Origin of the sequence: Mesorhizobium sp. M2A.F.Ca.ET.046.03.2.1 (genome assembly GCF_003952425.1) — a bacterium.
In the GTDB taxonomy this organism is placed as follows: Bacteria; Pseudomonadota; Alphaproteobacteria; order Rhizobiales; family Rhizobiaceae; genus Mesorhizobium.
The window spans coordinates 2,231,688-2,254,468 of record NZ_CP034449.1 but is presented as its reverse complement, the minus strand read 5'-3'; the positions used below and the strand labels follow the sequence as shown (position 1 = coordinate 2,254,468).

19 protein-coding genes, 1 tRNA gene and 3 pseudogenes are annotated in these 22,781 nt (G+C 64.5%); 9 read left to right on the top strand and 14 right to left on the bottom strand.

Annotated elements, in window-relative coordinates; translation table 11 throughout:
- Positions 1–11 precede the first annotated feature (11 nt).
- Both EJ072_RS10695 and EJ072_RS10690 read right to left on the bottom strand, forming a co-directional pair.
- A complete protein-coding gene (locus EJ072_RS10695; protein WP_126079665.1) occupies positions 12–1,541 on the bottom strand; it encodes an ABC transporter substrate-binding protein in 1,530 nt (509 codons plus the stop codon).
- Positions 1,542–1,636: 95 nt separating this feature from the next.
- Complete coding sequence (locus tag EJ072_RS10690) at positions 1,637–3,211, bottom strand: NAD(P)/FAD-dependent oxidoreductase (RefSeq protein WP_126079664.1); 1,575 nt, start codon at positions 3,209–3,211, stop codon at positions 1,637–1,639.
- Positions 3,212–3,330: 119 nt separating this feature from the next.
- Here EJ072_RS10690 and EJ072_RS10685 point away from each other — a divergent pair, with 119 nt between their 5' ends.
- The 5 genes from EJ072_RS10685 (at position 3,331) to EJ072_RS10660 (ending at position 10,243) form a co-directional block, all read left to right on the top strand.
- Positions 3,331–4,122 carry a cyclase family protein gene (locus EJ072_RS10685; RefSeq protein ID WP_126079663.1) on the top strand — a complete coding sequence of 264 codons (792 nt, stop codon included), beginning with the start codon at positions 3,331–3,333 and terminating at the stop codon, positions 4,120–4,122.
- Positions 4,123–4,429: 307 nt separating this feature from the next.
- Positions 4,430–6,001, top strand: a complete 1,572-nt coding sequence (locus tag EJ072_RS10675; RefSeq protein ID WP_126079662.1) for an NAD(P)/FAD-dependent oxidoreductase — start codon at positions 4,430–4,432, stop codon at positions 5,999–6,001.
- Complete coding sequence (locus tag EJ072_RS10670) at positions 6,001–6,483, top strand: MarR family transcriptional regulator (protein ID WP_126079661.1); 483 nt, start codon at positions 6,001–6,003, stop codon at positions 6,481–6,483. The genes EJ072_RS10675 and EJ072_RS10670 overlap by 1 nt, the downstream gene beginning before the upstream one ends.
- A gap of 45 nt (positions 6,484–6,528) precedes the next feature.
- A complete protein-coding gene (locus tag EJ072_RS10665; protein ID WP_126079660.1) occupies positions 6,529–8,682 on the top strand; it encodes an indolepyruvate ferredoxin oxidoreductase subunit alpha in 2,154 nt (717 codons plus the stop codon).
- A complete protein-coding gene (locus tag EJ072_RS10660) occupies positions 8,675–10,243 on the top strand; it encodes an indolepyruvate oxidoreductase subunit beta family protein (RefSeq protein ID WP_126079659.1) in 1,569 nt (522 codons plus the stop codon). The genes EJ072_RS10665 and EJ072_RS10660 overlap by 8 nt, the downstream gene beginning before the upstream one ends.
- A 96-nt stretch (positions 10,244–10,339) precedes the next feature.
- Here the strand turns inward: EJ072_RS10660 and EJ072_RS10655 are convergent, their stop codons facing one another.
- Positions 10,340–10,786 (bottom strand): pyridoxamine 5'-phosphate oxidase family protein, encoded by a 447-nt coding sequence (locus tag EJ072_RS10655; RefSeq protein WP_126079658.1) that lies wholly within the window; start codon positions 10,784–10,786, stop codon positions 10,340–10,342.
- 290 nt (positions 10,787–11,076) lie between these two features.
- On the opposite strand from EJ072_RS10655, the gene EJ072_RS10650 reads away from it, so the two are divergent.
- Positions 11,077–11,346, top strand: a complete 270-nt coding sequence (locus EJ072_RS10650; RefSeq protein WP_126079657.1) for a hypothetical protein — start codon at positions 11,077–11,079, stop codon at positions 11,344–11,346.
- Between the two features lie 349 nt (positions 11,347–11,695).
- Here the strand turns inward: EJ072_RS10650 and EJ072_RS10645 are convergent.
- The 8 genes and pseudogenes from EJ072_RS10645 to EJ072_RS10610 form a co-directional block, all read right to left on the bottom strand.
- Positions 11,696–12,924, bottom strand: a pseudogene (locus EJ072_RS10645) (DUF1501 domain-containing protein).
- A gap of 19 nt (positions 12,925–12,943) precedes the next feature.
- A pseudogene (locus EJ072_RS10640) lies at positions 12,944–14,400 on the bottom strand (DUF1800 family protein).
- A gap of 106 nt (positions 14,401–14,506) precedes the next feature.
- Entirely contained in the window at positions 14,507–14,797 is a 291-nt protein-coding gene (locus tag EJ072_RS10635; protein ID WP_126079656.1) for a hypothetical protein, read from the bottom strand.
- A 112-nt stretch (positions 14,798–14,909) separates the two neighbouring features.
- On the bottom strand, positions 14,910–15,323 hold the full coding sequence (locus EJ072_RS10630; RefSeq protein ID WP_245467281.1) for a periplasmic heavy metal sensor: 414 nt from the start codon (positions 15,321–15,323) through the stop codon (positions 14,910–14,912).
- Between the two features lie 26 nt (positions 15,324–15,349).
- A complete protein-coding gene (locus EJ072_RS10625; protein WP_126079654.1) occupies positions 15,350–15,799 on the bottom strand; it encodes a hypothetical protein in 450 nt (149 codons plus the stop codon).
- Positions 15,800–15,872: 73 nt separating this feature from the next.
- Positions 15,873–16,415, bottom strand: coding sequence for an RNA polymerase sigma factor (locus EJ072_RS10620; protein WP_126079653.1), 543 nt, complete (start codon positions 16,413–16,415; stop codon positions 15,873–15,875).
- Positions 16,416–16,460: 45 nt separating this feature from the next.
- Positions 16,461–16,889: an acid-shock protein gene (locus tag EJ072_RS10615; RefSeq protein WP_126079652.1), complete on the bottom strand. Its 429-nt coding sequence runs from the start codon at positions 16,887–16,889 to the stop codon at positions 16,461–16,463.
- A gap of 149 nt (positions 16,890–17,038) precedes the next feature.
- Positions 17,039–17,227 (bottom strand): DUF2158 domain-containing protein, encoded by a 189-nt coding sequence (locus EJ072_RS10610; RefSeq protein WP_126079651.1) that lies wholly within the window; start codon positions 17,225–17,227, stop codon positions 17,039–17,041.
- Positions 17,228–18,304: 1,077 nt separating this feature from the next.
- On the opposite strand from EJ072_RS10610, the gene EJ072_RS10605 reads away from it, so the two are divergent.
- Positions 18,305–18,380: transfer RNA gene (locus EJ072_RS10605), tRNA-Ile, on the top strand.
- Between the two features lie 191 nt (positions 18,381–18,571).
- Here EJ072_RS10605 and EJ072_RS36705 read toward each other — a convergent pair.
- From EJ072_RS36705 to EJ072_RS10590, 3 genes and pseudogenes are all read right to left on the bottom strand, one after another.
- Positions 18,572–19,012, bottom strand: a pseudogene (locus EJ072_RS36705) (tyrosine-type recombinase/integrase); the annotation flags it as partial.
- A 564-nt stretch (positions 19,013–19,576) separates the two neighbouring features.
- On the bottom strand, positions 19,577–19,825 hold the full coding sequence (locus EJ072_RS10595; RefSeq protein ID WP_126079650.1) for a hypothetical protein: 249 nt from the start codon (positions 19,823–19,825) through the stop codon (positions 19,577–19,579).
- A 239-nt stretch (positions 19,826–20,064) separates the two neighbouring features.
- Positions 20,065–20,985 (bottom strand): LysR substrate-binding domain-containing protein, encoded by a 921-nt coding sequence (locus EJ072_RS10590; RefSeq protein ID WP_126079649.1) that lies wholly within the window; start codon positions 20,983–20,985, stop codon positions 20,065–20,067.
- A gap of 222 nt (positions 20,986–21,207) precedes the next feature.
- Between EJ072_RS10590 and EJ072_RS10585 the strand changes: the two genes are divergently transcribed.
- Positions 21,208–21,984 (top strand): ABC transporter ATP-binding protein, encoded by a 777-nt coding sequence (locus EJ072_RS10585; RefSeq protein WP_126079648.1) that lies wholly within the window; start codon positions 21,208–21,210, stop codon positions 21,982–21,984.
- On the top strand, positions 21,981–22,772 hold the full coding sequence (locus tag EJ072_RS10580; RefSeq protein ID WP_126079647.1) for an ABC transporter permease: 792 nt from the start codon (positions 21,981–21,983) through the stop codon (positions 22,770–22,772). The genes EJ072_RS10585 and EJ072_RS10580 overlap by 4 nt, the downstream gene beginning before the upstream one ends.
- The last annotated feature ends 9 nt before the right edge of the window (positions 22,773–22,781 follow it).

The following is a 22,781-nucleotide window of genomic DNA, read 5'->3' as shown; positions in this document are numbered from 1 at the left end:
CCTCATTTCGATCAGGCGGCCGGGGTCATCAGCGCCGGCAGCAACGCGCCGGACACATGCTGCACGACATTGACCTTCTTCGAATGCACGATCGGCTGCGCATACTGGATCAGCGGCAGCACATAGGCCTGCTCGGCGATGTATTTGTCGACCGCCTTCCAGCCGGCGATGCGCTTGGCCTCGTCCTTCTCGCCCCAGAGCGGGTTGATCATGTCGATCAGGTCCTTGCTGTCCCAAACCGAATGCGGGCTCGGGCCGTACATGGCGAAGCCGGTCGAGGTGGTCGGGTCGCCGATGGAGTTGCCCCAATTGTAGAAGGCGGCCGGCGCCAGCTTGTCGGCGGCGCGCAGCTCGTAATGCTTGGCGATCTCATAGACCTCGATCTTGGCCTCGATGCCGACCTTGCGCCACATGCCGACGATCGCCTGGATCATCTCATAGTCCTTGGGCTTGAAGCCCTTGGTGGTCTGGATGGTGAACTTGACCGGCTTCTTGGTCGAATAGCCCGAGGCGGCTAGCAATTCCTTGGCTTTCTCCGGGTTGTGCTCGACCTTGATCGAGGGATCGAAGGCCGTGTATTCCGGCGTCTCCAGCGTCGCGATCGGCTGGCCGTAGCCGCGCAGCAGGCGCTTGACCAGAAGCTCCTTGTCGACCGCCATCACGGCCGCCTGGCGGACGTTCTTGTCCAGCATCGCCTCGATGTCGTTGAAGAAGATCATGCCGATGTCGGAGACGTTCTTGATCGAGCCGGCAAGCCCGTCCTTGGCGATCAGCCGGTCATACTCCTCATAGGGGATTTCGAGCGTCACCTGCGAGGAGCCCGACTCGATCTCGGCGACACGGCTCGCCGCATCGGTGACGAACTTGATCGTCACATTCTCGAAGGCCGGCTTCGTGCCCCAATAATGCGGATTGGCCTTCAGGCGCAGGAAGGCGTTGCGCTCGAACTTGTCGACCATATACGGCCCGGTGCCGATCGGGGCCTTCTCGAAGCCTTCGGCCCCGACCTTCTCGTAATAGGCTTTCGGCAGGATGTAGCCGGTCAGGAACGACATCCACTTGAAATAGACCGGATCGAACTGGACGACGTCGCCGGTGATCTTGTTGCCGTCGATCTTGAAATTGTTGACGTTCTTCCAGACGAACTGGATCGGGTTGCCGGTCTTCTCGTCGCCGGCCCGGGTCAGCGACCACACCACGTCTTCCGGCGTGAAGGGCGAGCCATCATGCCATTTGACGCCTTCGCGCACCGTCATCGTCACCTTGGTGCGGTCGTCGTTCCAGCCCCATTCGGTGAGCAGTCCCGGCGTGAAGGAGAGGTCCGGCTTCTGGCCGATGATCTGGTCGAACACCGACTGGTAGAGGCCCTGAATGGTCGGGTTCACCGCGGAAGGGCCGGTCGTCGGATCCCAGGAGGGCAGGTTGACGTTGTAGGCGATGGTGAGCTCGTCGGCCGCCTTGGCCGCCCTCGGCAGGCCAAGCGTCGCCGCGCCGATCGCGGCGGCGCCATATCCAAGCAAGTCGCGTCTGTTGATGGTCATGGTCGTTCCCCTTGTTGGTTGTCTTTAATTTGCGCGGCGTCATCGATCCGTCTGTTCAGGCACCCGGGCAACCGCGCGCTTCCCGTCCCGGAATTCTAGTTTCCTCCCAGCTGTTGGGCGAGCATGAAGCCGGAGGCCGCGCCCGTGCCGGCGCCGGGCCATGTCGCGGCTCCGGTGAGGTACAGGTTGGCGACGGGCGTGTTCCAGCGCGCGAAGCCGCGCGCCGGGCGGAAGAGGAAATTCTGCGCCAGATGGTGGCTGCCGCAGATCTGGTCGCCACCGACCAGGTTCGGGTTTTCGCGCTCGAGGTCGAGTGGCGAGAAAATCGCGCGGCAAAGGATTTTCTGTCGCAGGTCGGGCGCGTAGCTCTCGATGATGTCGAGCACGCGCTCGGCATAGGCGTCCTTGACGGCATCCCACTGCGCCGGCGCGATCTTGCCCGCGGCATCGCCGAGGATCTCCGCCGGCAGCATGCGCACCTGCACCCACAGCACATGCTTGCCTTGCGGCGCCCGCGAAGGGTCGACGGCCGTCGGCTGGCCGACCACGAGCACGGGCTGGTCGGGCAACTGGCCGGCGATCGCCTGCTGGTAGGTGCGCGACATGGCATCGAGCGACGGCGCCAGATGCACATAGGCGAACTGGCGAAGCTCGGCGCCGGCGCTCCAGTCCGGCAGATCGTCCATCGCCAGATGGATCATCATCGTGCCCGGCGCATGACGGAATGTCTGCATCGCAGCGTCAAAACCGGCGTCGCCCGAGCCATTGGGCAGCAGCTTGCCCGGCAGCGCTTTCGGTGCGACACCGGCAATGAGGGCCTTGGTCGCAACATGCGTTTCGCCGGATGCCAGCCGCACCCCGGTCGCCCTGCCGCCGGAAACCATGATCTCGGCGACATCGGCGCCGGTCGTGATCTGGCCACGGGCCGCCTTCACCATGCCGGCCAGGGCATGGATGATGGTGTCGGCACCGCCTTTGCCCAGCACCATGCCGAAACTCTGGTTGGCCATCGATTCCAGGTAGGGGAAGACGGCGCCCCCGGCGATGTCGGGCGCGAAGTCGAGATGCATGCCCCAGGCCGCGAGCGTGGTGCGGACATGCGGCGTCTCGAAATTTTCCTCCAGCCACCCGCGCGGCGATGAGAGCAGCAGCCGGCCGGTATCGAGCGCGCCGGCAAGACCCTTCTTGCGCCAGAGTTTCCAGCCCGTGCCGGCCAGCGCCCTTGCGCTCATCGGCGATCCGAGCAGCCGGAACAGATGCTCAGCTTCGCCCGGGAAGGCGCCTACCAGTTTCCGCCATGTGGCCGCGTCCGCCGCCGAGAAGGCGGCCAGCCGCGATGCGGTCTTTTCCAGGTCGTTGCTGACGCCGAACCATTTCCCATCGGGGAAGGCGCTGGCGAAACAATCGGCCACCGGCGCGAACTCCAGCCCGTGGCTATTCAATTCATTTGCATATTTCCGGTGAAAGGCGGAGCCTGCAAAGAGGCTCAAATTCATCGCGCCGAAATCGTGCCGGAAGCCGGGAAGCGTGTATTCGGCGGTCCGCACTGCCCCGCCGATCTTTTCGCTGCGTTCGAAAACCGCTATTTTCCAGCCTTTGAGCGCCAGATGCGCGGCGCATGCCAGACTGTTGTGGCCCGCCCCGACAAAGATGGCGTCGAACTCGCTCACGCCCCGCCCCAAAATGCTTTATGCTTAAAGATAATTGCAGATGCATATGTTTTCGTCTAGTAGGTATATTAAGGGCCGCAACGAGCCTTGATCATCAGAGACAAGAGGGAACAAAGACCATGGACACGCAGAAACTCCTCGGCGAGGTCGCCGGCCAGCTGCTCTCGGGCGCCATCAAGGTGGTCGACCTGACGGCGCCGCTCGGGCCGAACACGCCGCTGATCAAGCTGCCGCCGGAGCTCGCCGTCGACACGCCGAAGATCGAGATCCACGAGATTTCCAAATACGACAAGAACGGTCCGTGGTGGGCCTGGAACTGGCTGAAGCTCGGCGAGCATTCGGGCACGCATTTCGACGCGCCGCAGCACTGGATTACCGGCAAGGATTATCCGGACGGCGCCACCGACACCATTCCGGCGCAGAATTTCATCGGTCCGGTCAACGTCATCGACTGCTCAGTGGAAGCGGCTGAAGACCACGATTTCCTGCTCACCGTCGACCATATCAAGGCCTGGGAGGCCAAGCACGGCGCCATCAATCCCGGCGAGTGGGTGGTGATGCGCACCGACTGGTACAAGCGCAACGGCTCGGAAGCCGAGTTCCTCAATGCCAACGAGACCGGCCCTCACACGCCCGGCCCGACGGCCGAAGCCATCCAGTTCCTGATCAGCAAGGATATCAAGGGCTGGGGCTCGGAGACGATCGGTACCGATGCCGGCAAGGCCGGCGGCATGGAGCCGCCATTCCCGGCCCACACGCTGATGCACAAGGCCAACCGCTATGGCCTCGCCAGCCTCTGCAATCTCGACCAGCTGCCGCCGAAGGGCGCTATCCTGATCGCGGCCCCGCTCAAGATCGAGCGCGGCACCGGCAGCCCGATCCGCGCGCTGGCGCTGGTGCCAGGCAAATAGGGCGAGGCGGCGGTCTTCGGGAGAAGATCATGCTCGAGGGCAATGGAGTGATGGAGTCGATGTGGTCGTCTTGGAGCGTCAGCGCTCTACGGCGCCCCCCTCTGTCCTGCCGGACATCTCCCCCACAAGGGGGGAGATCAGACGTCACGCGTGCTTTCGCCAATCTCCAACGCCGCAGGATTGAGCAAGGCGCCGAGGCTGCCAATCTCCCCCCTTGTGGGGCAGATGTCCGGCAGGACAGAGGGGGGCGCGAAGGAACTCGGCTTTGCGCGATTGACGTCCATTTCTTGACCGCGAGCACCCCTCAATGACCGCCGCCGATCACACCATCGTCGGCAGCGGCATCAACGCCCTGGTCTGCGCGGCAATGCTTGGCGCCAAGGGCGCCAAGGTGCTGGTGCTCGAGCGCAACGACCGCATCGGCGGCTGCATGCGCACCGAGGAGATCACCGCGCCGGGCTTCGTCCATGACGTGATGGCGACGACCTTCGTGCTGTTCATCACCTCGCCGGCCTTTGCCGCGCTTGGCAAGGACCTTGCGCGGCATGGGCTGGAGTTCTGCCACACGGCGACTCCCACAGGCGTTCTCATGCCGGACGGCAGCCATGCCGTGCTCACCACCGACCGCGCCACCAACATCGCGGCGCTCAACCGGATCGCCGCCGGCGACGGCGACCGCCACGGCGGCGACGTCGGCGGCATCGAGCGCGATGCGGGGCTGCTGTTCGGTCTGCTCGGCGGCGCGCTCTGGTCCTATCCGACAACCAAGCTGCTGGCCGGCGAGGCCTGGCGGCGCGGCCCGCGCAACCTCGCCGCCTTCATGGGCGAGGCGCTGGTGCCCGCGCGCGGCTGGCTTGAGACGACCTACTCATCCGACACGGTCCGCGCGCTCTGGGCACCCTGGGTGCTGCATGCCGGGCTTGGGCCCGAAGACGCCTTCTCCGGCCAGATCGCCAAGGTCATCGCCTTCGCCCTGGAGGCCGCCGGCGCGCCGGTCGTCAAGGGCGGCGCGAAAAACCTGCTCGCCGCCTTCGAGGCGCTGATCAAGGAGCGCGGCGGCGAGATCCGCGTCGACGCCGATGTCGCCTCGATCGTCCAGAGCGGCGGCCGTGCCACCGGCGTGCGGCTCGCCTCCGGCGAGACGTTGAGCGCTGCGAAAGGCGTCATCTGCTCGGTCACGCCGACGCAGCTCTACGGCCGCCTGCTCGGCAAGGATGCGCCTGAGGCGGCAACCAAGGCCACGCAGGCCTATCGCTACGGCAAGGGCAATTTCCAGATCCACTATGCGCTGGACAAGCCGCCTGCATGGCGCGGCGGGGGCCTCGACAAGGTGGCGCTGCTGCATCTGACGCCGGGTTTGGACGGCGTTTCGAAAGCCTGCAACGAGGCGGTGCGCGGCCTGCTGCCGGAAGTGCCGACCATCTGCGTCGGCCAGCCGCACGCGCTCGATCCCTCGCGCTGTCCTGAAGGCAAGGCGATCCTCTGGCTGCAACTGCCCGAGGCGCCGCGCCACATCAAGGGCGATGCCGCCGGCAAGCTGAATGCCCCGGCTGACGGGCGCTGGACCGGGGCACTGCGCGAAGCCTATGCCGACCGCGTCGAGGCGATCCTCGCCAACCATATCGACGGGTTTCGCGAGACCGTCATTGCGCGCCGCGCCTATTCGCCGGCCGACCTCGAAGCGATGAACATCAACCTTGTCGGCGGAGATCCCTATGGTGGCTCGTCGACCATCGACCAGTCCTTCCTGTGGCGGCCGTTCAAGGCAAGCCGCAACCACGAGACCGGCGTCAAAGGCCTCTACCATATCGGCGCTTCGACCCATCCGGGAGCCGGCCTAGGCGGCGGCTCCGGCTTCCTTCTGGCGGGGAGGCTCTGATGGAACAAAAGCTCGCCGAAAAACGCCAGCGCATCTCGACCCTCGGCCAGATCGGGCTGCAGCAATTCGCGCCCTATCTGATGAACCGCATCATGGGCCGCTACAACGCCACTTTGCGCGAGGATTTCCGTAAGCAAGGTCTTACCATTCCGCAGGTGCGGACGCTCGCCGTGCTCTCGGTCACCGACGGCGTCACCGTCAACGACCTCTCGGTTTATACGGTGATCGAGCAGTCGACCTTGAGCCGCACGCTCGACACGCTGGAAAGCCAGGGCCTGGTACGGCGCGAGCAGGGCGTCACCGACAGCCGCATCCGCCATGTGTTCCTGACCGATGACGGACGCGCGCTGTTCACCCGCGCCTGGCCGGCCATGCATGACGCGTTCGAGGCGATGTTCGACGGTGTCGACGATGCCGAGTATGCCGCGCTGATCGCGATCCTGCAGAAGATGCTGAAGAACATCCGCAAGCACGACATCTGAGTTGACGAACGCGCCGCCTGGTTGCGGCAACGGAAGGAGGCAGACATGGCCGAACGGTCTTTTGCCAAGGAAGTCGAAAAGCTGAGGTTAGGGGCCGGCGAGGAATTCGCGGGCGAGGGCATCCTCGCAATCACCAAGGCGCTGTTGCAATGCGGCGTCGGCTATGTCGGCGGCTACCAGGGCGCGCCGATCAGCCACCTGATGGATGTGCTGGCCGATGCGCAGGACATCCTGGGCGAGCTCGGCGTGCATTTCGAGGCGAGCGCCTCGGAGGCGACCGCCACAGCCATGCTTGCCGCTTCGGTGCATTACCCGATCCGTGGTGCGGCCACCTTCAAGTCGACAGTCGGCACCAATGTCGCGTCCGACGCGCTCGCAAATCTGGCGTCCGGCGGCGTCACCGGCGGCGCGCTGATCATCGTCGGCGAGGATTATGGCGAAGGCTCCTCCATCATGCAGGAGCGCAGCCACGCCTTTGCCATGAAGAGCCAGGTCTGGCTGCTCGATCCGCGCCCGAACCTGCCCTCGATCGTCAAGGCGGTCGAGGACGGCTTCGAACTGTCCGAGACGTCGAACACACCCGTGATGCTGCAAGTGCGCATCCGCTGCTGCCATGTCCACGGCCATTTCATTGCCAAGGACAACAAGCGCCCGCCAATGTCGGTCGCCGACGCGCTGTCGGCGCCGCGCCGCGACACCGGCCGCATCGTGCTGCCGCCCGCTTCCTTCCTGCATGAAAAGGAGAAGGTCGCCAAGCGCTGGCCGGCGGCGGTCGATTTCATCAAGAGCCGCAAGATCAACGAGATGTTCGGGCCGGACCACGGCTCGGTCGGCATCGTCATGCAGGGCGGCATGTACAACTCCGTAATCCGCGCGCTGCAGCGGCTTGGGCTTGCCGACACCTATGGCGACACCGAAGTGCCGCTCTACGTGCTGAACGCCGTCTATCCGCTGGTGGACGACGAGTTCCTGTCCTTCTGCGAAGGCAAGCAGGCGGTGCTGGTCGTCGAGGAAGGCCAGCCCAACTATATCGAGCAGGCCTTTGCCGCGATGCTGCACAAGGCCGGGCGCGGCACCAGGCTGGTCGGTAAGGAGCATCTGCCGATGGCCGGCGAATATACTGGGCAGGTGATGCTCGACGGCATCGGCTCCTTCCTGCGCGCCAACGCCCCGCATCTTTTGCCGGGCGAGGTGCGCGCGCCGAACAAGCTGGGCGAAGGCATCGACACCGCCGATCTCATCAATGTCGTTCCGGGCCGGCCCCCGGGCTTCTGCGTCGGCTGCCCGGAGCGGCCGATCTTCGCCGCGACCAAGCTGGTCGAGCAGGAGCTCGGTAAGCACCACATCGCTTCCGACATCGGCTGCCATCTGTTCTCGATCATGCCGCCCTTCGAGCTCGGCGCCACCACCATGGGCTACGGGCTGGGGCCCGCCTCGGCCTCCGCCTTCAACTCGCCGGAAGCAAAACGCCGCTCAATTTCCTTCGTCGGCGACGGCGGGTTTTGGCACAACGGCCTCACCTCCTCGATCGGCAATGCCGTCTTCAACCGGAATGACGGCGTCATCGTCATCGTCGACAATTTCTACTCGGCCGCCACCGGGGGGCAGGACATCCTGTCGTCGCGCGCCAACAACCGCACCAAGTCGACGAAGCATCCGATCGACGAAGCGGTGAAGGGCATGGGGGTCAAATGGCTGCGCCACATCGACCGCACCTATGATGTCGGCAAGATGCGCGCCGCGCTGCGCGAGGCGCTGACCACCGAGGAGAAGGGGCCGAAGGTCATCGTCGCCTCGTCCGAATGCATGCTCAACCGCCAGCGCCGCGAGAAGCCGCTGGTCGACAAGGCGATCAAGGGCGGCGAGCGCGTGGTCAAGCCGAAATTCGGTGTCGACGAGGACATCTGCACCGGCGACCATGCCTGCATGCGCCTATCTGGCTGTCCATCGCTGTCGGTGAAGTCGCTCGACGATCCGTTGCGCGACGATCCCGTCGCCTCGATCGACCAGAATTGCGTCGGCTGCGGCAATTGCGGCGAGGTGGCGGACGCCGCCGTGCTTTGCCCCTCCTTCTACCGCGCCGACGTCGTCCACAATCCCGGCCGCTGGGACCGTTTCCTCGAAAGCGCGCGCCGCGCCGTGATCGGGCTGTTGCAGCGACGCCGCGAGAGCCGCCGTTTGATGTTTGCCGATGCTTGATCACAAAGCAGCGCTGCGCCCGAAATCGGGCGCCTTTGATGACGAGCGGGTGATAAAACTCGCCGTTCTCGCCGTCGGCGGCCAGGGCGGCGGCGTGCTGGCCGACTGGATCACCGATGTCGCCGAGCGCAACGGCTACATCGCGCAATCGACCTCGGTGGCCGGCGTCGCCCAACGCACCGGGGCGACCATATATTACATCGAGATGGCCCGCGACACCGGCCGGCTGCCGGTCTTTGCGCTGTCGCCCTCGCAGGGCGACGTCGATATCCTGATCGCAGCCGAGCTGATGGAAGCCGGCCGCGCCATCATCCGCGGCTTCGTCACGCCCGAGCGCACGACGCTGATCACCTCCTCGCACCGCATCGCCGCCGTGTCGGAAAAGATCGAGCCGGGCGACGGCCGCGCCTCGTCGGAAAAGGTGCACGCGACGGCTGAGGCCGCGGCCAAGCGCTTCATCGCCTTCGACATGGAAAAGATCGCCGCCGACAATGGCACCATGATCTCGGCCAGCCTGCTCGGCGCGCTGGCCGGCTCGGATGCGCTGCCCTTCACCCGCGAAAGCTATGAGCAGGCGATCGGCGCCGGCGGTCGTGGCGTCAAGGCAAGCCTTGCCGCCTTCGGCGCGGCTTGTGACCGCGCGCGCGGCACCGCGGCCGCGCCAACAAGCGAGAAGGTGGCGAAGCCTGCCGTCGAACCCAAATCGACGGCAAGGGTCAGCGGTCCGGAAACTCTTCTGAAGGGCTGGCAGCAGCTCGCCGCCCGCGTCGCGTCGCTGCCGCAGCCCCTGCACGACATGGCCGCACGCGGCCTGAAGAAGGTCGTCGACTACCAGGACGTCGCCTATGGCGGCGAATATCTTCACCGGCTGGACAAGGCGGTGGCGCTGGACAATGCGGAGCGCGGCTATGCTCTGTCCACCGCCGCGGCAAAGCATCTCGCCAACGCCATGTGCTATGACGACATGATCCGCGTCGCCGATCTCAAGACGCGCTCGACCCGCGACAAGCGCGTGCGCAAGGAGGTCGGGGTGAAGGAAGGTTCGGTCCTGCAGGTCACCGAATATTTCCATCCGCGCATCGAGGAATTCTGCGGCACTATGCCGGCAAGCCTTGGCAGCTATATCGAGAGCCGGCCGAAACTCGCCGCCTTCCTCGACCGCCGCATCAATCGCGGCCGCCACATCCGCACCGACAGCTTTACCGGCTTCGCCATGCTCTGGTTCATCGGCGGCCTGCGCCGCTGGCGCCGCCGCCTGCTGCGCCACAAGGTCGAAGTCGAGCATCTCGAGCGCTGGTACGAATTGGCGCTCAGCCATGCGCGGCAGGACTACGCTTTGGCCACCGAAATCCTGAACTGCCGGCGGCTGATCAAGGGCTACAGCGACACCCATGCCCGTGCCCAGTCGAAATTCGACCGGGTGCTTTCGGCGCTGCCGATGCTCAAGGGCCGCGAAGACGCCGCCGACTGGCTACGCCTCCTGCGCGAGGCGGCGCTGAAGGACGAGAAGGGCGACATGCTGGACGGCGCGCTGAAGACGGTGGCGACGCTGGGCGAATAGCCCGGCTGCTCCATCGGGTTGCCGTCACGAAGGATGTCGGCAGCGCGAATGCTGGCGATGACGCTTCGGGGCACGGCTCGCGCCGAATGGCGCAGTCTATTCGGTGGCTTCCCGTCCCGAAATCTGCTCGACGAGGATCCGGAAAAAGACGTGCGGCATGTTATCCGAGGTGGGAGGCGTGACGGGCTTGAGCGCGCCGGGCTCCCACCAGTCGGTGTGCTTGCTCAACACTGCCCTCGCATGGTCGCACTGAACCTTATGGCCGATCCGGTCCGGCAGTTCCTCATAGCGGCCGTCGACGACCACGCTTTTCCACCCGCGCCCCTGTGTGCGTTCCGCCACTTGTACGCACACCAGGGGATTGGCCCGCATCCAGTCGACCTTCTTGCCGAGCAGCGAAAACGCATAGAGGTGGCTGTCGGCATAGGCGTAATTGAAGGGCACGACATAGGGTTGTCCGTCCTTGACGCATGCCAGATGTCCAGTGCGGTTCGCCGCCAGCAATTTCGTGCATTCCAAAGTGGAGAGCGTGCGGATCATCATCGCTATGAACTCCTGGTCTCAACTCGCCTCGGCCGGTCTCCGCCGATCGGCCTCTATCAACCTGGAGCCTAGAGCGGAGGACCTCGTGGCTCCTTGATATGGATCAATTTGATACTGGGCGGCGGCCGCGGCAATCCCATTTCAACGGCGCAACCGCGAGGCGACGCGTGCCGAACCGCCGCGGGGCGGTACCGTCGAAGGAGCTAACGAAGATGTGATCCACACCGCTCCGACGGAAATCGGCCTATCCTCCGTTTCACGCACGTAGGGTCGAATTACGGAGACAACGCATGTTCGCAAAATACTTTCTGTCCATCGCCCTGGCCGCCGGCACATTGACGCTGTCCGCCGTTGGCTCTGAGGCTATGCCGCTCGTCAAGCCAAGCGCATCTCCGCTGCCGATCGAGACCGTCGGCTGGCGCTGCGGCCCCGGTTGGCACATGAACCGCTGGGGCAGATGCGTGCCGAACGGCCGGGTAATCATCCGCCCGATGCATGTGCGCCACTGGCATCCCGGCTTCTGGTATCACGGCCGCTGGCATCACGGTTTTTGGAGCTGATGATCGCTCCCGGATCGCCGTGGACGCCCGCGCCGGAAACGGCGCGGGCGGTTTGGCTAAGGTCTCCACGCACAGGTTCGAAACCTCCGCGCCAGCGTTCGTGATTGGCAGCGGGCCCTCAGCCTCGTCATCCACGGGCGGAGCAAGGAGCGAAGCGACGCAGCGCAGACCCGAGGATCCATTCCGTTACGTTGAGGCGTTGCGACGGTTCAGAATTCTGCTCCGCCGCGCCCTTCGGTGAAGGTAACGGAATGGATCCTCGGGTCTCCGCGTCCGCTTCGCTCCCGCTCCGCCCGTGGATGACGAACTGAGAGGGCGCCGAAGCCATCTCTGACCGGCAAACCCAGGCTCACGCCACCAGATCCCGCATCGGCTTCAGGGCCGCCGACTCCGGAAACACCTTGTCGCCAAGCACCGCCGCCGACAGCCCGAACTGATCCGCCAGCAGCCCCTTCAGCACCGCGCGCACATCGCTGGTCGGCGCGAGGTCGCGGCCTTCATAGAGCTGCGCCGGCTTCAGTCCCGGCCAGTCGGCGATGACGCGGCCGCCCTTGATCGCGCCGCCGGCGAGCAGCACCACCGTGCCGGTGCCGTGGTCGGTGCCGACCGTGCCGTTGATGCGCGCCGTACGGCCGAACTCGGTGATCGCGACGACCGCCGTGTCCTGCCAGCGCGCGCCGAGCCCTTTCTCGAATTCCTCGAAGGCGCCGTCGAGGCCGCCGAGCAGATTGGCGAGCCGCCCCGTCGCGCCGCCTTCGTTGACATGCGTGTCCCAGCCGTCGAAGGCTAAAGCCGCAATGCGCGGCCCGTCATCGGCCGCCATCAGCCTTGCAGCACCTTGCGCCGACTGGCGCATGCCGGCGGCATTGTCGAGGCCGCCCTTCGGCTTCATTGTCTTGCCGTCTAGCTGGTCGCCCATCGCCATGCGGTCGGCGTCGAGACCTTTCTGCAGGGCTGCGGCCAGCAGCGGGTCGCGAGGTCGAGCACGCGTTCGGCCAAGGCGTCGCCGGGCGTGGGCAGCGCCTGTGGCGCCCAGCCGAGCACGGGCGCTGCGCCACGGATCACCAGCGGCGTCGACGGCCCGACCGCGAGTCCGCCGGCCTTCGCGATCCTGTCACCCGCCGGCAGGCTGGCTAGAGCCCGGTTGAGCCAGCCGGTGGTGGCGTTGCCCGGACCGGGAAGGCCGCTTTCCAGCACGTCCTGGCCGTCGAAATGCGAGCGGTCGCGATAGCCGGTCGCAGCGGCGTGCACGACCGCCGCTTGGCCCGCCTTGAACAGGCGCGCAAACACCGGCATTGCCGGGCTGACGGCAAAGAAACCGTCGAGCGGCATTGCCGGGTTGGCGCCTGAAAGCGAAAGCGCGATATCGCCATGCAGGCCGGCATAGTCCGGATCGCCGATCGGCCCGACCGTCGACAGCCCATCCAGCGCGCCGCGCAGCACGATGACGATCAGGCGCGGGTCGCGGCTGTCGGCGGCGCGGGCAAAGCGCGGCAGATGGGCCCAGGCAAACAGCGCCCCGCCGGTCATCAGCATCGCGCGGCGGGACAGGCTTGGGGTTTCGCAAAGAAGGCTCATGGCCGCGTCTCCATACTGATCATCGGCGTTGGAACTCGGGCGCCGTCAACAGCAGCGCGAGGCCCTGCTGCCTTGATTCGGCGCGAGCGATCGCCTCTCGCGTCTCCGAAGAGACCGAGGCGCCGAGAAGGCTGGAAAGCATCTCGTCGGGATTGCCGATGTCGTCGGCCTGCCGCGCGGCTTGCCAGGCCATATCGAGACGCGTCTTCATGCCTTCGGCCGACGCCCAGGCGTCGGTGCTGTCGGAAAAGCCGTTCGGCCCCGGCGGCTGCCACAGCGGCTCGCCGAGCACGTTCAGCCAGCGCAGCGACCGCTGCGGTTCGTTGCCGGCGGTCGCGCCGACCGCCGTCGCAGCGCGACGACATAATCCAAGGGCGAGCGCAGCTTCGTGAGCGGCGTCGACCAGGCTTCGGGCATGTCGATCAGCGTCAACGCGATCGAGCGCAGGTCGCCGTCGGTCTTGGTGAAGACCGAGGCCAGGCGGGCGATCGCCGCCGCTGGCGGATCGTCGGCGATGAAATGGCGGGCAAGCTTGGTGGCGATGTGCCGCGCGGTGGCCGGATGGCGGGCAATGTCGTTGAGCGCGGCCTCCGCCTGGCCCATGCCGCAGTCGGGATAGGTCTTGCCGAGCAGCGCCGCCTTGCCCGGCTGATGCGCATTGGTGTTGAAGACGAAGCTTCCCGGTTCTCCCAGCCGCCCCTCGCGGCCCGCCATGGTCCAGCCGGTCAGCATGGCGGCGAAACTGGTGACGTCCGCCTGGGCATAGCCGCTGCCGACGCCGAGCGTATGCAGTTCCAGGATCTCGCGGGCGAGGTTCTCGTTGAGGCCGCGGCCGCGCCGCTTGCCGGCGCGCGAATCAGGCCCGATGGACTGTTGGTTGTCGAGATAGAACAGCATCGCCGGATGATGCTCGACAGCAAGCAGCATATCGGCGAAGCGGCCGAGCACGAAGGGGCGGATCGCCTCGCGCTCGAAGGCGCCGGCGCTTGCCCGGACGACCGGCGCCTTGGCGATTGAAACGCAGAAATGGTTCGACCAGAAGCCGACCAGCCGCTCCACGAAGCCCGGCGCCGCAGCAAGCGCCTTGTCGAACCGGGCTTGCGCCTCGTCGCGATAGATATCGGCCTCGAGGCGCGGCACCGCGGGTTTGGCTTTTGCATTGGCCGGGCCGGCTAGATCATCGGCCGCCATCGGCTGCATGACGGCCGGCGCCTTTTCACTCCGCGCCGCCTTGCGCTCCAGGGCCGCCGCCATGCTGGCCTGGATCGCCGCCGTGCTGTCCAGCAGCCCGGCATTCCTCGGATCGTCGGGGGAAATGAGCGCGATATCCTGCTGCTTGAGCTCGGCCTTGAGGTAGCTGCGCGGATCGGCGGCGATCTTGCCGAAATCGTCGCCCGGTCTTGCGCCGAGACCGAAGCGGTGGAGCGCGACCAGCGCCGGATCCGGTCGGACGGAATTGGAAACGGGTGCGGCCAATGAAGCCTCCGTCTGGAGTCGGCGTCGATCGTGCCGGCCGACATGTTCGATGGTTCGCAAGAGCGCTCACGACGCCGGCCGCAGCACCGGCGCCATGAGCGGGCCGTTACCAGCGGCGCCAGTGGTGCCAGCGGTGGTAAGGATGCCAGACCGGGCCGACATAGACGCGCGGTCCGCCCCAGTAATAATAGCCGGGGTAGATCACCCGGCGATTGGGGACGCAGCGGCCCCAATAATTGGGATGCCAACCCGGACCGCAACCCCAGGCGACATGCTCGATCATTGCCGGCGCGGCGGGCGCAACCGGCGCGATCGGCATGGCCGAAGCCGCGCTTGCCGCGGCCGTGCCGCCGATGGCGAGCGCGGCGGCGAGCGAATATTTCGTCAGACTGTTCATGGGATACTCCCGAAAGTTCCGAGGTTGAAGAGAACCTGCCCGCCGCCGAAGGCGCTCACAGGCTTGTCCCTCTTTCCCTTGAACGGAGCGCGCCCGCTTTTTCCGTCGCCGCCTATGGCGATTTTTTTGCGGGTGGCGGCTGTCGGCCGGCACGCCGAAGCAGTGCGTCGGCCAGCAGCTGGCGGTCTTCCGGCGAGCCCGATGCAGCGAATTCGACGATGCGCTGTTCCAGCCGCGCCCGCACGGTGACATCAGCGTTGCGCGCTCGCTCCAGGGCGGCGGCAAGCGCGTTGCTGTCGAGGGTCGGCTGCTGCAGCAGGTTCGCCGCCTCGCGCCGCGCGGCCTGGGCGTCGAGGATCACGTCGCGGGACTCTCGGCGCACCTCGCGCAGCGCCTGGCGGAAAATCTTGCGGTCGGCGGCGGGCAGCCGGCCGCCTGCCGATTCCAGCGAAAAGCCCGGATTGGATTTGCCGATCAGCCAGCCCGCCCCGCCGGCCACCGCGCCGATCAGAAAGACGTTGAGCACCAGGGATGCCGCGACAAGACGGGGGTTCATAGGTCCTCCTCCACCTGGTCGGCATCGGGTCCGGCGTCGCCGAACGACGTCGCGTTGGCGTCCATGACGTAATGGTCGGACTGGATATCCGGGCTGACGACGGTCACCAGCGCCAGCCCTGCCACGGCGCCAGCGAGCCCGACGCCCGCAAGCCCGAAGCCCAGCCACCAGAACCGCCGGCGCCGCTCCTGCCTAACCTCGGTCGTTGCCTGGGCGACGATGGCGCGATGCAGCGCCGGGCTGGGCGCCTCGGCCCGATGCCGGTCGAGCATGGCGTCGAGCCTGCCGGCGCGCGCCAGGATGGCGCGGCCTTGCTCGGTCTCGGCAAACAGTGTCGCAGCGGCCTGATCGGCCCGCGGCCAGCGGTGCAACGCGCCGCCATAGACGTCAGCCAACGCGGCGAAGCGCCCGGCATCCATCGGCCCGCTTGTGGTTTTCTCAGCCATATCGTTCCCCCTTCCACCGTTTTGACGTGGCCCCCACGCCCTCATCCGCCAAGCCGGCAACTCCCTTGCTTTCTCAGTCATCGCCATCATCTCCGATAAGCATCGCCTGCAGGGCGCGGCGACCCCGCGCGAGCAGGCTTTCCAGCGCATCGACGCTGACCTGCATGGCGCCGGCGGCCTCGATGTTGGACAGCTCCTGATAATAGACCAGCACGATCGCCTCGCGCTGGCGCGGCGCGAGGCGCTGCAGCGCCTGGTTGACCCTGCGCTCTTCGTCGCCCGGCATGGCATCGGGGAGCGGTGCGTCATCGGCCACCTCCGGCAGCTCGTCCGTTACCCATTCGCGCCGGCGCCGCAGCCGGTCGTAGCAGAGGTTGAGCGCGACGCGATGGATCCAGGTGTCGAATCGCGCGTGCCCCTGGCGCCAGCCTGAGGCGTGGCGCCAGATGCGCACGAAAGTCTCCTGCGCGACGTCCTCGGCCTCCGCCGCGTCGCCCAGCATCCGCGCGGCCAGAGCCAGGATGCGCGGTAGCTTGCGCGCCACCATCGCCTGCATTGCGGCGGGGTCGCCGGCGCCAATGCGGCGTACCAGTTCCTCGTCCGGATCGGCGCCCATCAACAGGGGCGCTCGCATGTGTCATTGCGCGGCATAACCTCTTGGTCATTGCTCCTGCTTGGGAGCGGATTTGTGGCTCGGCCGCTCGTCGGCGCCGAGCACCCCGTCGCCATTCTTGTCCAGCTTGGCGAAGCGCTTGGCGAGGAAAGCGTCGAGTTCGCCCTTGTCGACGAAGCCGTCCTTGTTGGCGTCCATGCGCGCGAAGGATTTGGCCGGATCGCCTTTTGCCTTGCGTTCGGTCTGGAAAGCGGTCCATTCGGCGAGGCTGACCTTGCCGTCATTGTCGGTGTCGGCCCGCATGAACGCCTTTTTCCGGCGCGCCTCGAACTTTTCCAGCGTCAGGCCGAACTTGGTTTGGTCAGGCTTGGCGGCAGCCCCAGTGTCCGGCGTCGTCTGGGCGGGGGCAGGCGTCGTCGTCTGGGCGACCGCGACAGTGGTCTGCAGGCCAAGGGCAAAGGCGAATAGGCGGATCATGCTCTCGTCTCCGGTTGGCGCGGCCATTGGCGGCCACGCTTCAGCCGTTGAACGCGGCGAGGAGCAAAATCCGTCGGTCCTTTTAGCCGGACGGCAATCCATCCGATACGGTTGCGCCGGACCGGAATGCGTCCGAACGGAAGCTGCGACTATCTCTGGTTGTCGACCACCACCAGCTGGTCCGGCTTGAAGCCGGCATGCTGCGGCGTCCAGACGTCGCCTTCGCGGTTGAACCAGTGGCACAGATACGTGCCGGAGGCCGCGCCGTCGCTGATAGTCATCTCCGGGCCTCCGGATTTCAGCCTGACGACGTCTCCGGTCTTGAAATTGTTGGGCATTTCGACCTCCCATGCTGACCGGCCGAGTTTCCCACCAACAGCTACTCCCGACAATGGTCGAGATGCGCCGATGACATGGTACAGGGTTGGGAAGATGTCGATGCCGCTTGGCTGGCACGCCGTGCAGCGCTCCATATGTGGCCGGATTATGTCGGGCTTCGCAGGCGAAGCGAGCGACCTGATCGCTCCGTGTCTTCAATCGCTGTCGTGCTGAGGGGCCGGCGGCTGCGCCGGCTGGCTGTCTTGTCCGGCCGGGCGGACGGTCATGGACCTTTCATTGGGCCACAATGCCTGTGCCTTCATAACCGCTGCCAGGAGATTCTCTGCTTCAACGCTTCCGATCTCGGTTAGAAGCGGGCTGTTGCCGCCTGCTGCGAAATCGACGTGATAGACAGTCCAACTCCTCATTGCATTTCCGGCAATTGCGTCTCGGCGCGGGCACGCGGATGGAAGCCCGGCTCGCTTTTGTGGTTAGGATTTTGAGGTCCGCGAGCCGGGCATGCGCCAACCGATGGGCGGGGGGCTTGGGGTTATCAGCCGGCGCGATGGCGAGACTGTCTGATTTGCCCCCTGGTCCACAATCGACCGAGGTCCATCCTGCCGGACGCATTGGTCCGAAAGGACAAAAGATATAGCCCCTTATTCCGTTGGGGCAGATTGCCTGTGCCGGTGATCTGTCAGCGCGGGCTTGGCAAAATCTGTCGGCGCCATCAGATACCTGTCTCAGGCCGCCGGCATTGGGCGCGGATCGAGTCCGGGTCAAAAGGCGACAAAGACGCCGCTCTGGAGAGCCGGCAACCCGCGCTGGATCACGTTTCTCCTGGATGGAGGCGAACCTCTTCCTCCGCAGGCAGCGTTTGCGGCTGAAGCAACTCGGAAGGCGAAAGTGGACCGCCTCAGGGCAAGGTCCACTGGCATCAGCGACCAAATCAAAGTTCGAAAGATCGGGTCGTCGCCATACCACCCGGTCATTTCATAGCGCTCCATCTCAGGGATACGGCCTGACCCTGGCGATCGAACCGGCGCATTCGGAGAGGCTTGTGCGGAAGAGCGAAAAACACTAAGCCAGCCCGCGTGGGGCCTGTAGCTCAATGGTTAGAGCCGGCGGCTCATAACCGCTTGGTTGGGGGTTCGAGTCCCTCCGGGCCCACCATTGTCGTTATTTATCAATGCTTTATAGGGTGGTTCGCCACGAGGTTCGCCAATAGGTTCGCCAAGCATCGGCTTGCGCGTGACTAGGCGTACGACTCGATCCATCCCCTGGACCGCCAGCCGAACCTGCGACGCCTCTCGCGAATAAAGCTCCGCATGATCGATGTCGTCATGACCGAGCACATCCATGAGCTGCCTGGTGGAAGCCTCTGCCTCGGCCAGATAGACGCCAAGCGATTTCCTTAGTCCATGCAGGGTCAGCCCCTTGGGCAGGCCGGCAAGCTTGCACCAATGTGCCATCATTCCAGTCAGCGACTTGGCGGAGAACGGCTCACCATAGCCGTTGACCAGAACGGTCTCGCCGCGCCTGTCGGCCGCATCCAGGATCTCAGACAGCATCGGTGTGATCGGCACGAAAAGCCGCTTGCCACCAGTTCGTCCCTTGTTCTTGGCCTGAACGATATCAAACCCATCGAAGTGACGCTCGATGCCATCGATGAACACACGACGAGTGACTCTCTGATCCCAGCGCAGGCCCGCGACGTCGCCGCGGCGGTTGCCGAGCCAAAGTGCCAACCCGTAGCAGGTGCGCGCTGCGGTGCCGAGCGACCAACGGTTTTCGAATTGCGCCATCGCTTCGCGCGACCAGGCTTTCCAGCCGACATAGGCGGGCCGCCATTCGACCGCTGTTGTGGGATCGATTTCGATCCAATCTTGCCGCAGCGCGACATACACCAGCTTGCGTATGCCCACCAGCAGATGCTTGGCCTTGTGGGGCGTGGCGATGAAGCGGCCAAGAAGCTCTTCGACATGGATGCGTCTAAGATTCTTAACCGGCACGTTCCGCCAGATGAGCGGGTGATCAGGGACCACCCGCAGTTCTAGAAACTCTTCGATCAGCCGCATGTTCTTGCGCTTGCTGGCTTCGTCAAGCGCCAGCCACTTGACCGAAATCTTCAACCGTTGAAAGGCGGCTCCGAATGTGCCGGGCAGGGCAGCTCCGGGCATTTGGACGACAGGGGCCTTGGGGACTTTCCGGCCCTCGACCGCTGCTTGGTAGGCGTCCTTGAAACCGGGTTGGTTTGGCGCCGGCAGACTGACAACACGCTCCTTCGTCCGATAGCGCCAGCGAAGTTTTCCGTGACGATCGGTGTAGGAGGAGAGGCCAGGATATTTGTCGGTCATGGCAGAACGAATCTATTCCCTGCGATGATTCCCTTGCAACAGAAAATCGACGATATTCTCTTCATCGTCTCCAGGTAGTTCGGCAAACGCGGCTTCGAGTTTCAGGCGATCCCAGATCACTCGACTGTCAACCTTCTTCGGCTTTGGCATACGGCCGTCAGCGACCATTTGGTCAAATTTGGTAATGCCCACGCCGACATACCGGGCGGCTTCTTCGCGTGAGAGACCGCGAGGCGGATAGGAGAGGGAGTCGCTTTTCATGAGGTCGCCCCCCTGGCATCTTCGCGCGACACAAGTGCGAACTTCCGTGCAGCAATCAGGATTTAGTCTGTGCGAGCGACGATCGAAAGATACGTCCTCGACCTCTTCGGCCAACTGCGGTCAAGGAGTGTGAACGGGATGGTCTGCGGGTCCTTGTGTGACCCACAGAGGTCGATCAAATCTGCTGCCGCCACCGCCGACAGGCGGCGCAACCCCCTGGACCTCAGATGATCACACCATTACCGTTCCGGCTGTCGGTTAAACTTTCGGGTTGCCCGAACCACGAAGTTCTTAAATTCGCTGCCGTGCGGCCGGTCTAGCGTTGCGGGGTTCCAAGCTAATGCATATGGCTCGGAGAGAGCCATCCAACAATCACACGCCACCACTAGCCTCCCACTCGCAATTTCACTGGCGACAAGCGAGGCCTGTCCCAAGACGAGACCAGCCCCATCAATCGCTGCGTCGATCGCAGTACTCGAGAGTGAGAATGAAATCCCGCAGGACGGCTCAAGTTGCGTCAAACCAAAGCGGATCGCCCAGTCGGACCACGATGGCGGTGACTGATAAGGGTTCTTCCATTCGATTCCAATGAGAGGCCACCTCATAACATCGGCCGGATTTTCAATTGGATGCGCTTCCAAGAATGATGGAGAACACACCGGTGCAACCCGATCAACGAACAAGTCGGTGAAATGCGCGTATTTAAGGCGAGCGGTTCCGTAGGAGATACGGAAATCAACCTGCTCATCCTCGAATACAGGTTCGTGATCATCGCCAAGTAGTCTTACGCTAACGCCGGGCGTTAGGTTTTGCCATTCTCCGAGCAATCTGCGCACCCATCGGATAGCTAGGGACGGCGGCGCGCTCATCACGATCTCGGATTTCAGCCGGGCGCGCTGCAGAACGTCATTTGCCGCACGCAGGTGGTCGAAACCGTCACGCACGCTGCGAAGGTAGATTTGCCCCCACGACGTCAAGGCCAGACTGCGTCCCTTCCTCTCGAAAAGGGCCACCCCGACCTCTTCCTCGAGCCTGCCGATGTGTTGGCTGACCGCTCCCGGCGTCAGGCCGAGATCACGCGCCGCGATTGCGACGCTTCCCGAGCGACCGACGGCCTCGAAGGCCTGCACTCCCCGGAGGCTCGGTAGGCGTAAGCTCATTGTGGCACCCTCCTCTTTTCTTTAGAAAAGCTAAATAGAAATGCACGTTTTGGCCAATTGACCCATAACAAGATCTGCATTCCTAATTAATCGGCGAAATGGTGCGCTGACAACGGCAAATGTCCGCCTCTTCGATGCGTTAGACCCCAAACCTGGAACGGCATCAGCGAAAGGTTCCCGATGCGAGAATTGCGCGCGCTTGCGCCTGTAGCGGACGCTCCGATGACATCCCCCTCAAAGCTTTCTATCGAACACCTCAGTGTGAAGTTCGGTCAAGTCGTAGCCCTGAACGACGTATCGCTGCAGGTCAACGAGGGCGAATTCGTATCGATTCTCGGCGCGTCGGGCTGCGGCAAGAGCACTCTTTTCAATGCCGTGTCCGGCCTCCTGCGCGCCACCTCCGGCAAGATCAAGCTCGACGGACGCGACGTCAGCAACAGGCCCGGCGAAGTCGGCTACATGCTGCAGAAGGATTTGATGCTGCCTTGGCGGACCGTAAGAGGCAACATCACGCTCGCCGCGTCGTTGACGCGCGGAGCGACCAAGGAAGACCAGGCCGAAGCCGAAAAGCTTGCGACCCGGTACGGCCTTGGTGAATTTCTCAATCACTATCCCCACGCGCTTTCTGGCGGCATGCGCCAGCGCGTGGCCATGATGCGAACCATTGCGGCCGGCCGTCAGGTTATGCTTCTTGACGAGCCGTTCGGCGCACTAGACGCCCAGACACGATTCAGCATGCAGCAGTGGTTGCTGCAGGTCTGGAAGGACCTTGGCCGGACTATCCTATTTGTCACGCACGATGTCGACGAGGCGATCTTTCTTGCCGACCGCATCGTCGTCATGACACCGCGCCCAGGCCGAATCGGGGAGGTCGTGCAGGTCGGCCTGCCAAGGCCGAGATCACTCGAGGACCTCACCACTGAGGCCTTCACGGCTCTAAAGCGCCAGATTATGGCGCGCCTCTATCACGACGAACAGACGGCGGGAGCGGCGAAATGAGAGAACGAATTTCTCGCGGCCTGGCGCCGCTGATCCTCTGGGTCGCGGCATTGATATTGATCGTCGTCGCCTGGCAATTGGTCATCGTCGTTTCCGGCCTGCCGCCATACGTAATTCCTTCCCCGGCACAGGCCTTTGGTACTCTGGCCGAGAAATGGCCGGAACTTAAGATCCTCACCGGCCAGACACTCTACGAAACAGGCATCGGCTATGTCGTCGGCGCGCTGATCGGATTCGTCCTTGCCCTAGTCATGGGGCAGATCGGCTTCGTCCGTCGGCTTATCATGCCGGCGCTAATCGTCTCGCAGGCGGTGCCGATCGTCGCAGTCGCAGCCCCCCTGGTTATCGTCTTCGGCTTCGGCTTGACGCCCAAGCTGATCATCGTGGCCTGGATCGTCTTCTTTCCCGTCGTAGTCAACGTCCTGGACGGTCTCGCGAGCATCGATCGCGACATGATCAATCTCGCCAGGTTGATGGGAGGAAGCCCTCTGCGTGTGTTCCTCATCGTCAAGCTCCCGGCTTGCGTAGGGCCGTTGTTTTCCGGCCTGAAGATCGGAGCGACCTACGCGGTCACCGGCGCGGTCATCGGCGAATGGACGGCTTCCGCGAACCAAGGGCTTGGCACCTTTCTGCTCAGCTCGAACGCAAGGATGGATACGGCCGGTGTCTATGCCGCAATGCTGCTTCTGACCGCCATCGGTGTCGGCTCATTCCTCATCGTTCTCGGCATGGAGATCGTCGCGACCCCGTGGCGGACACGATCTACCGCCCCCAAGTGGCTCCGCTGATCTCGATCG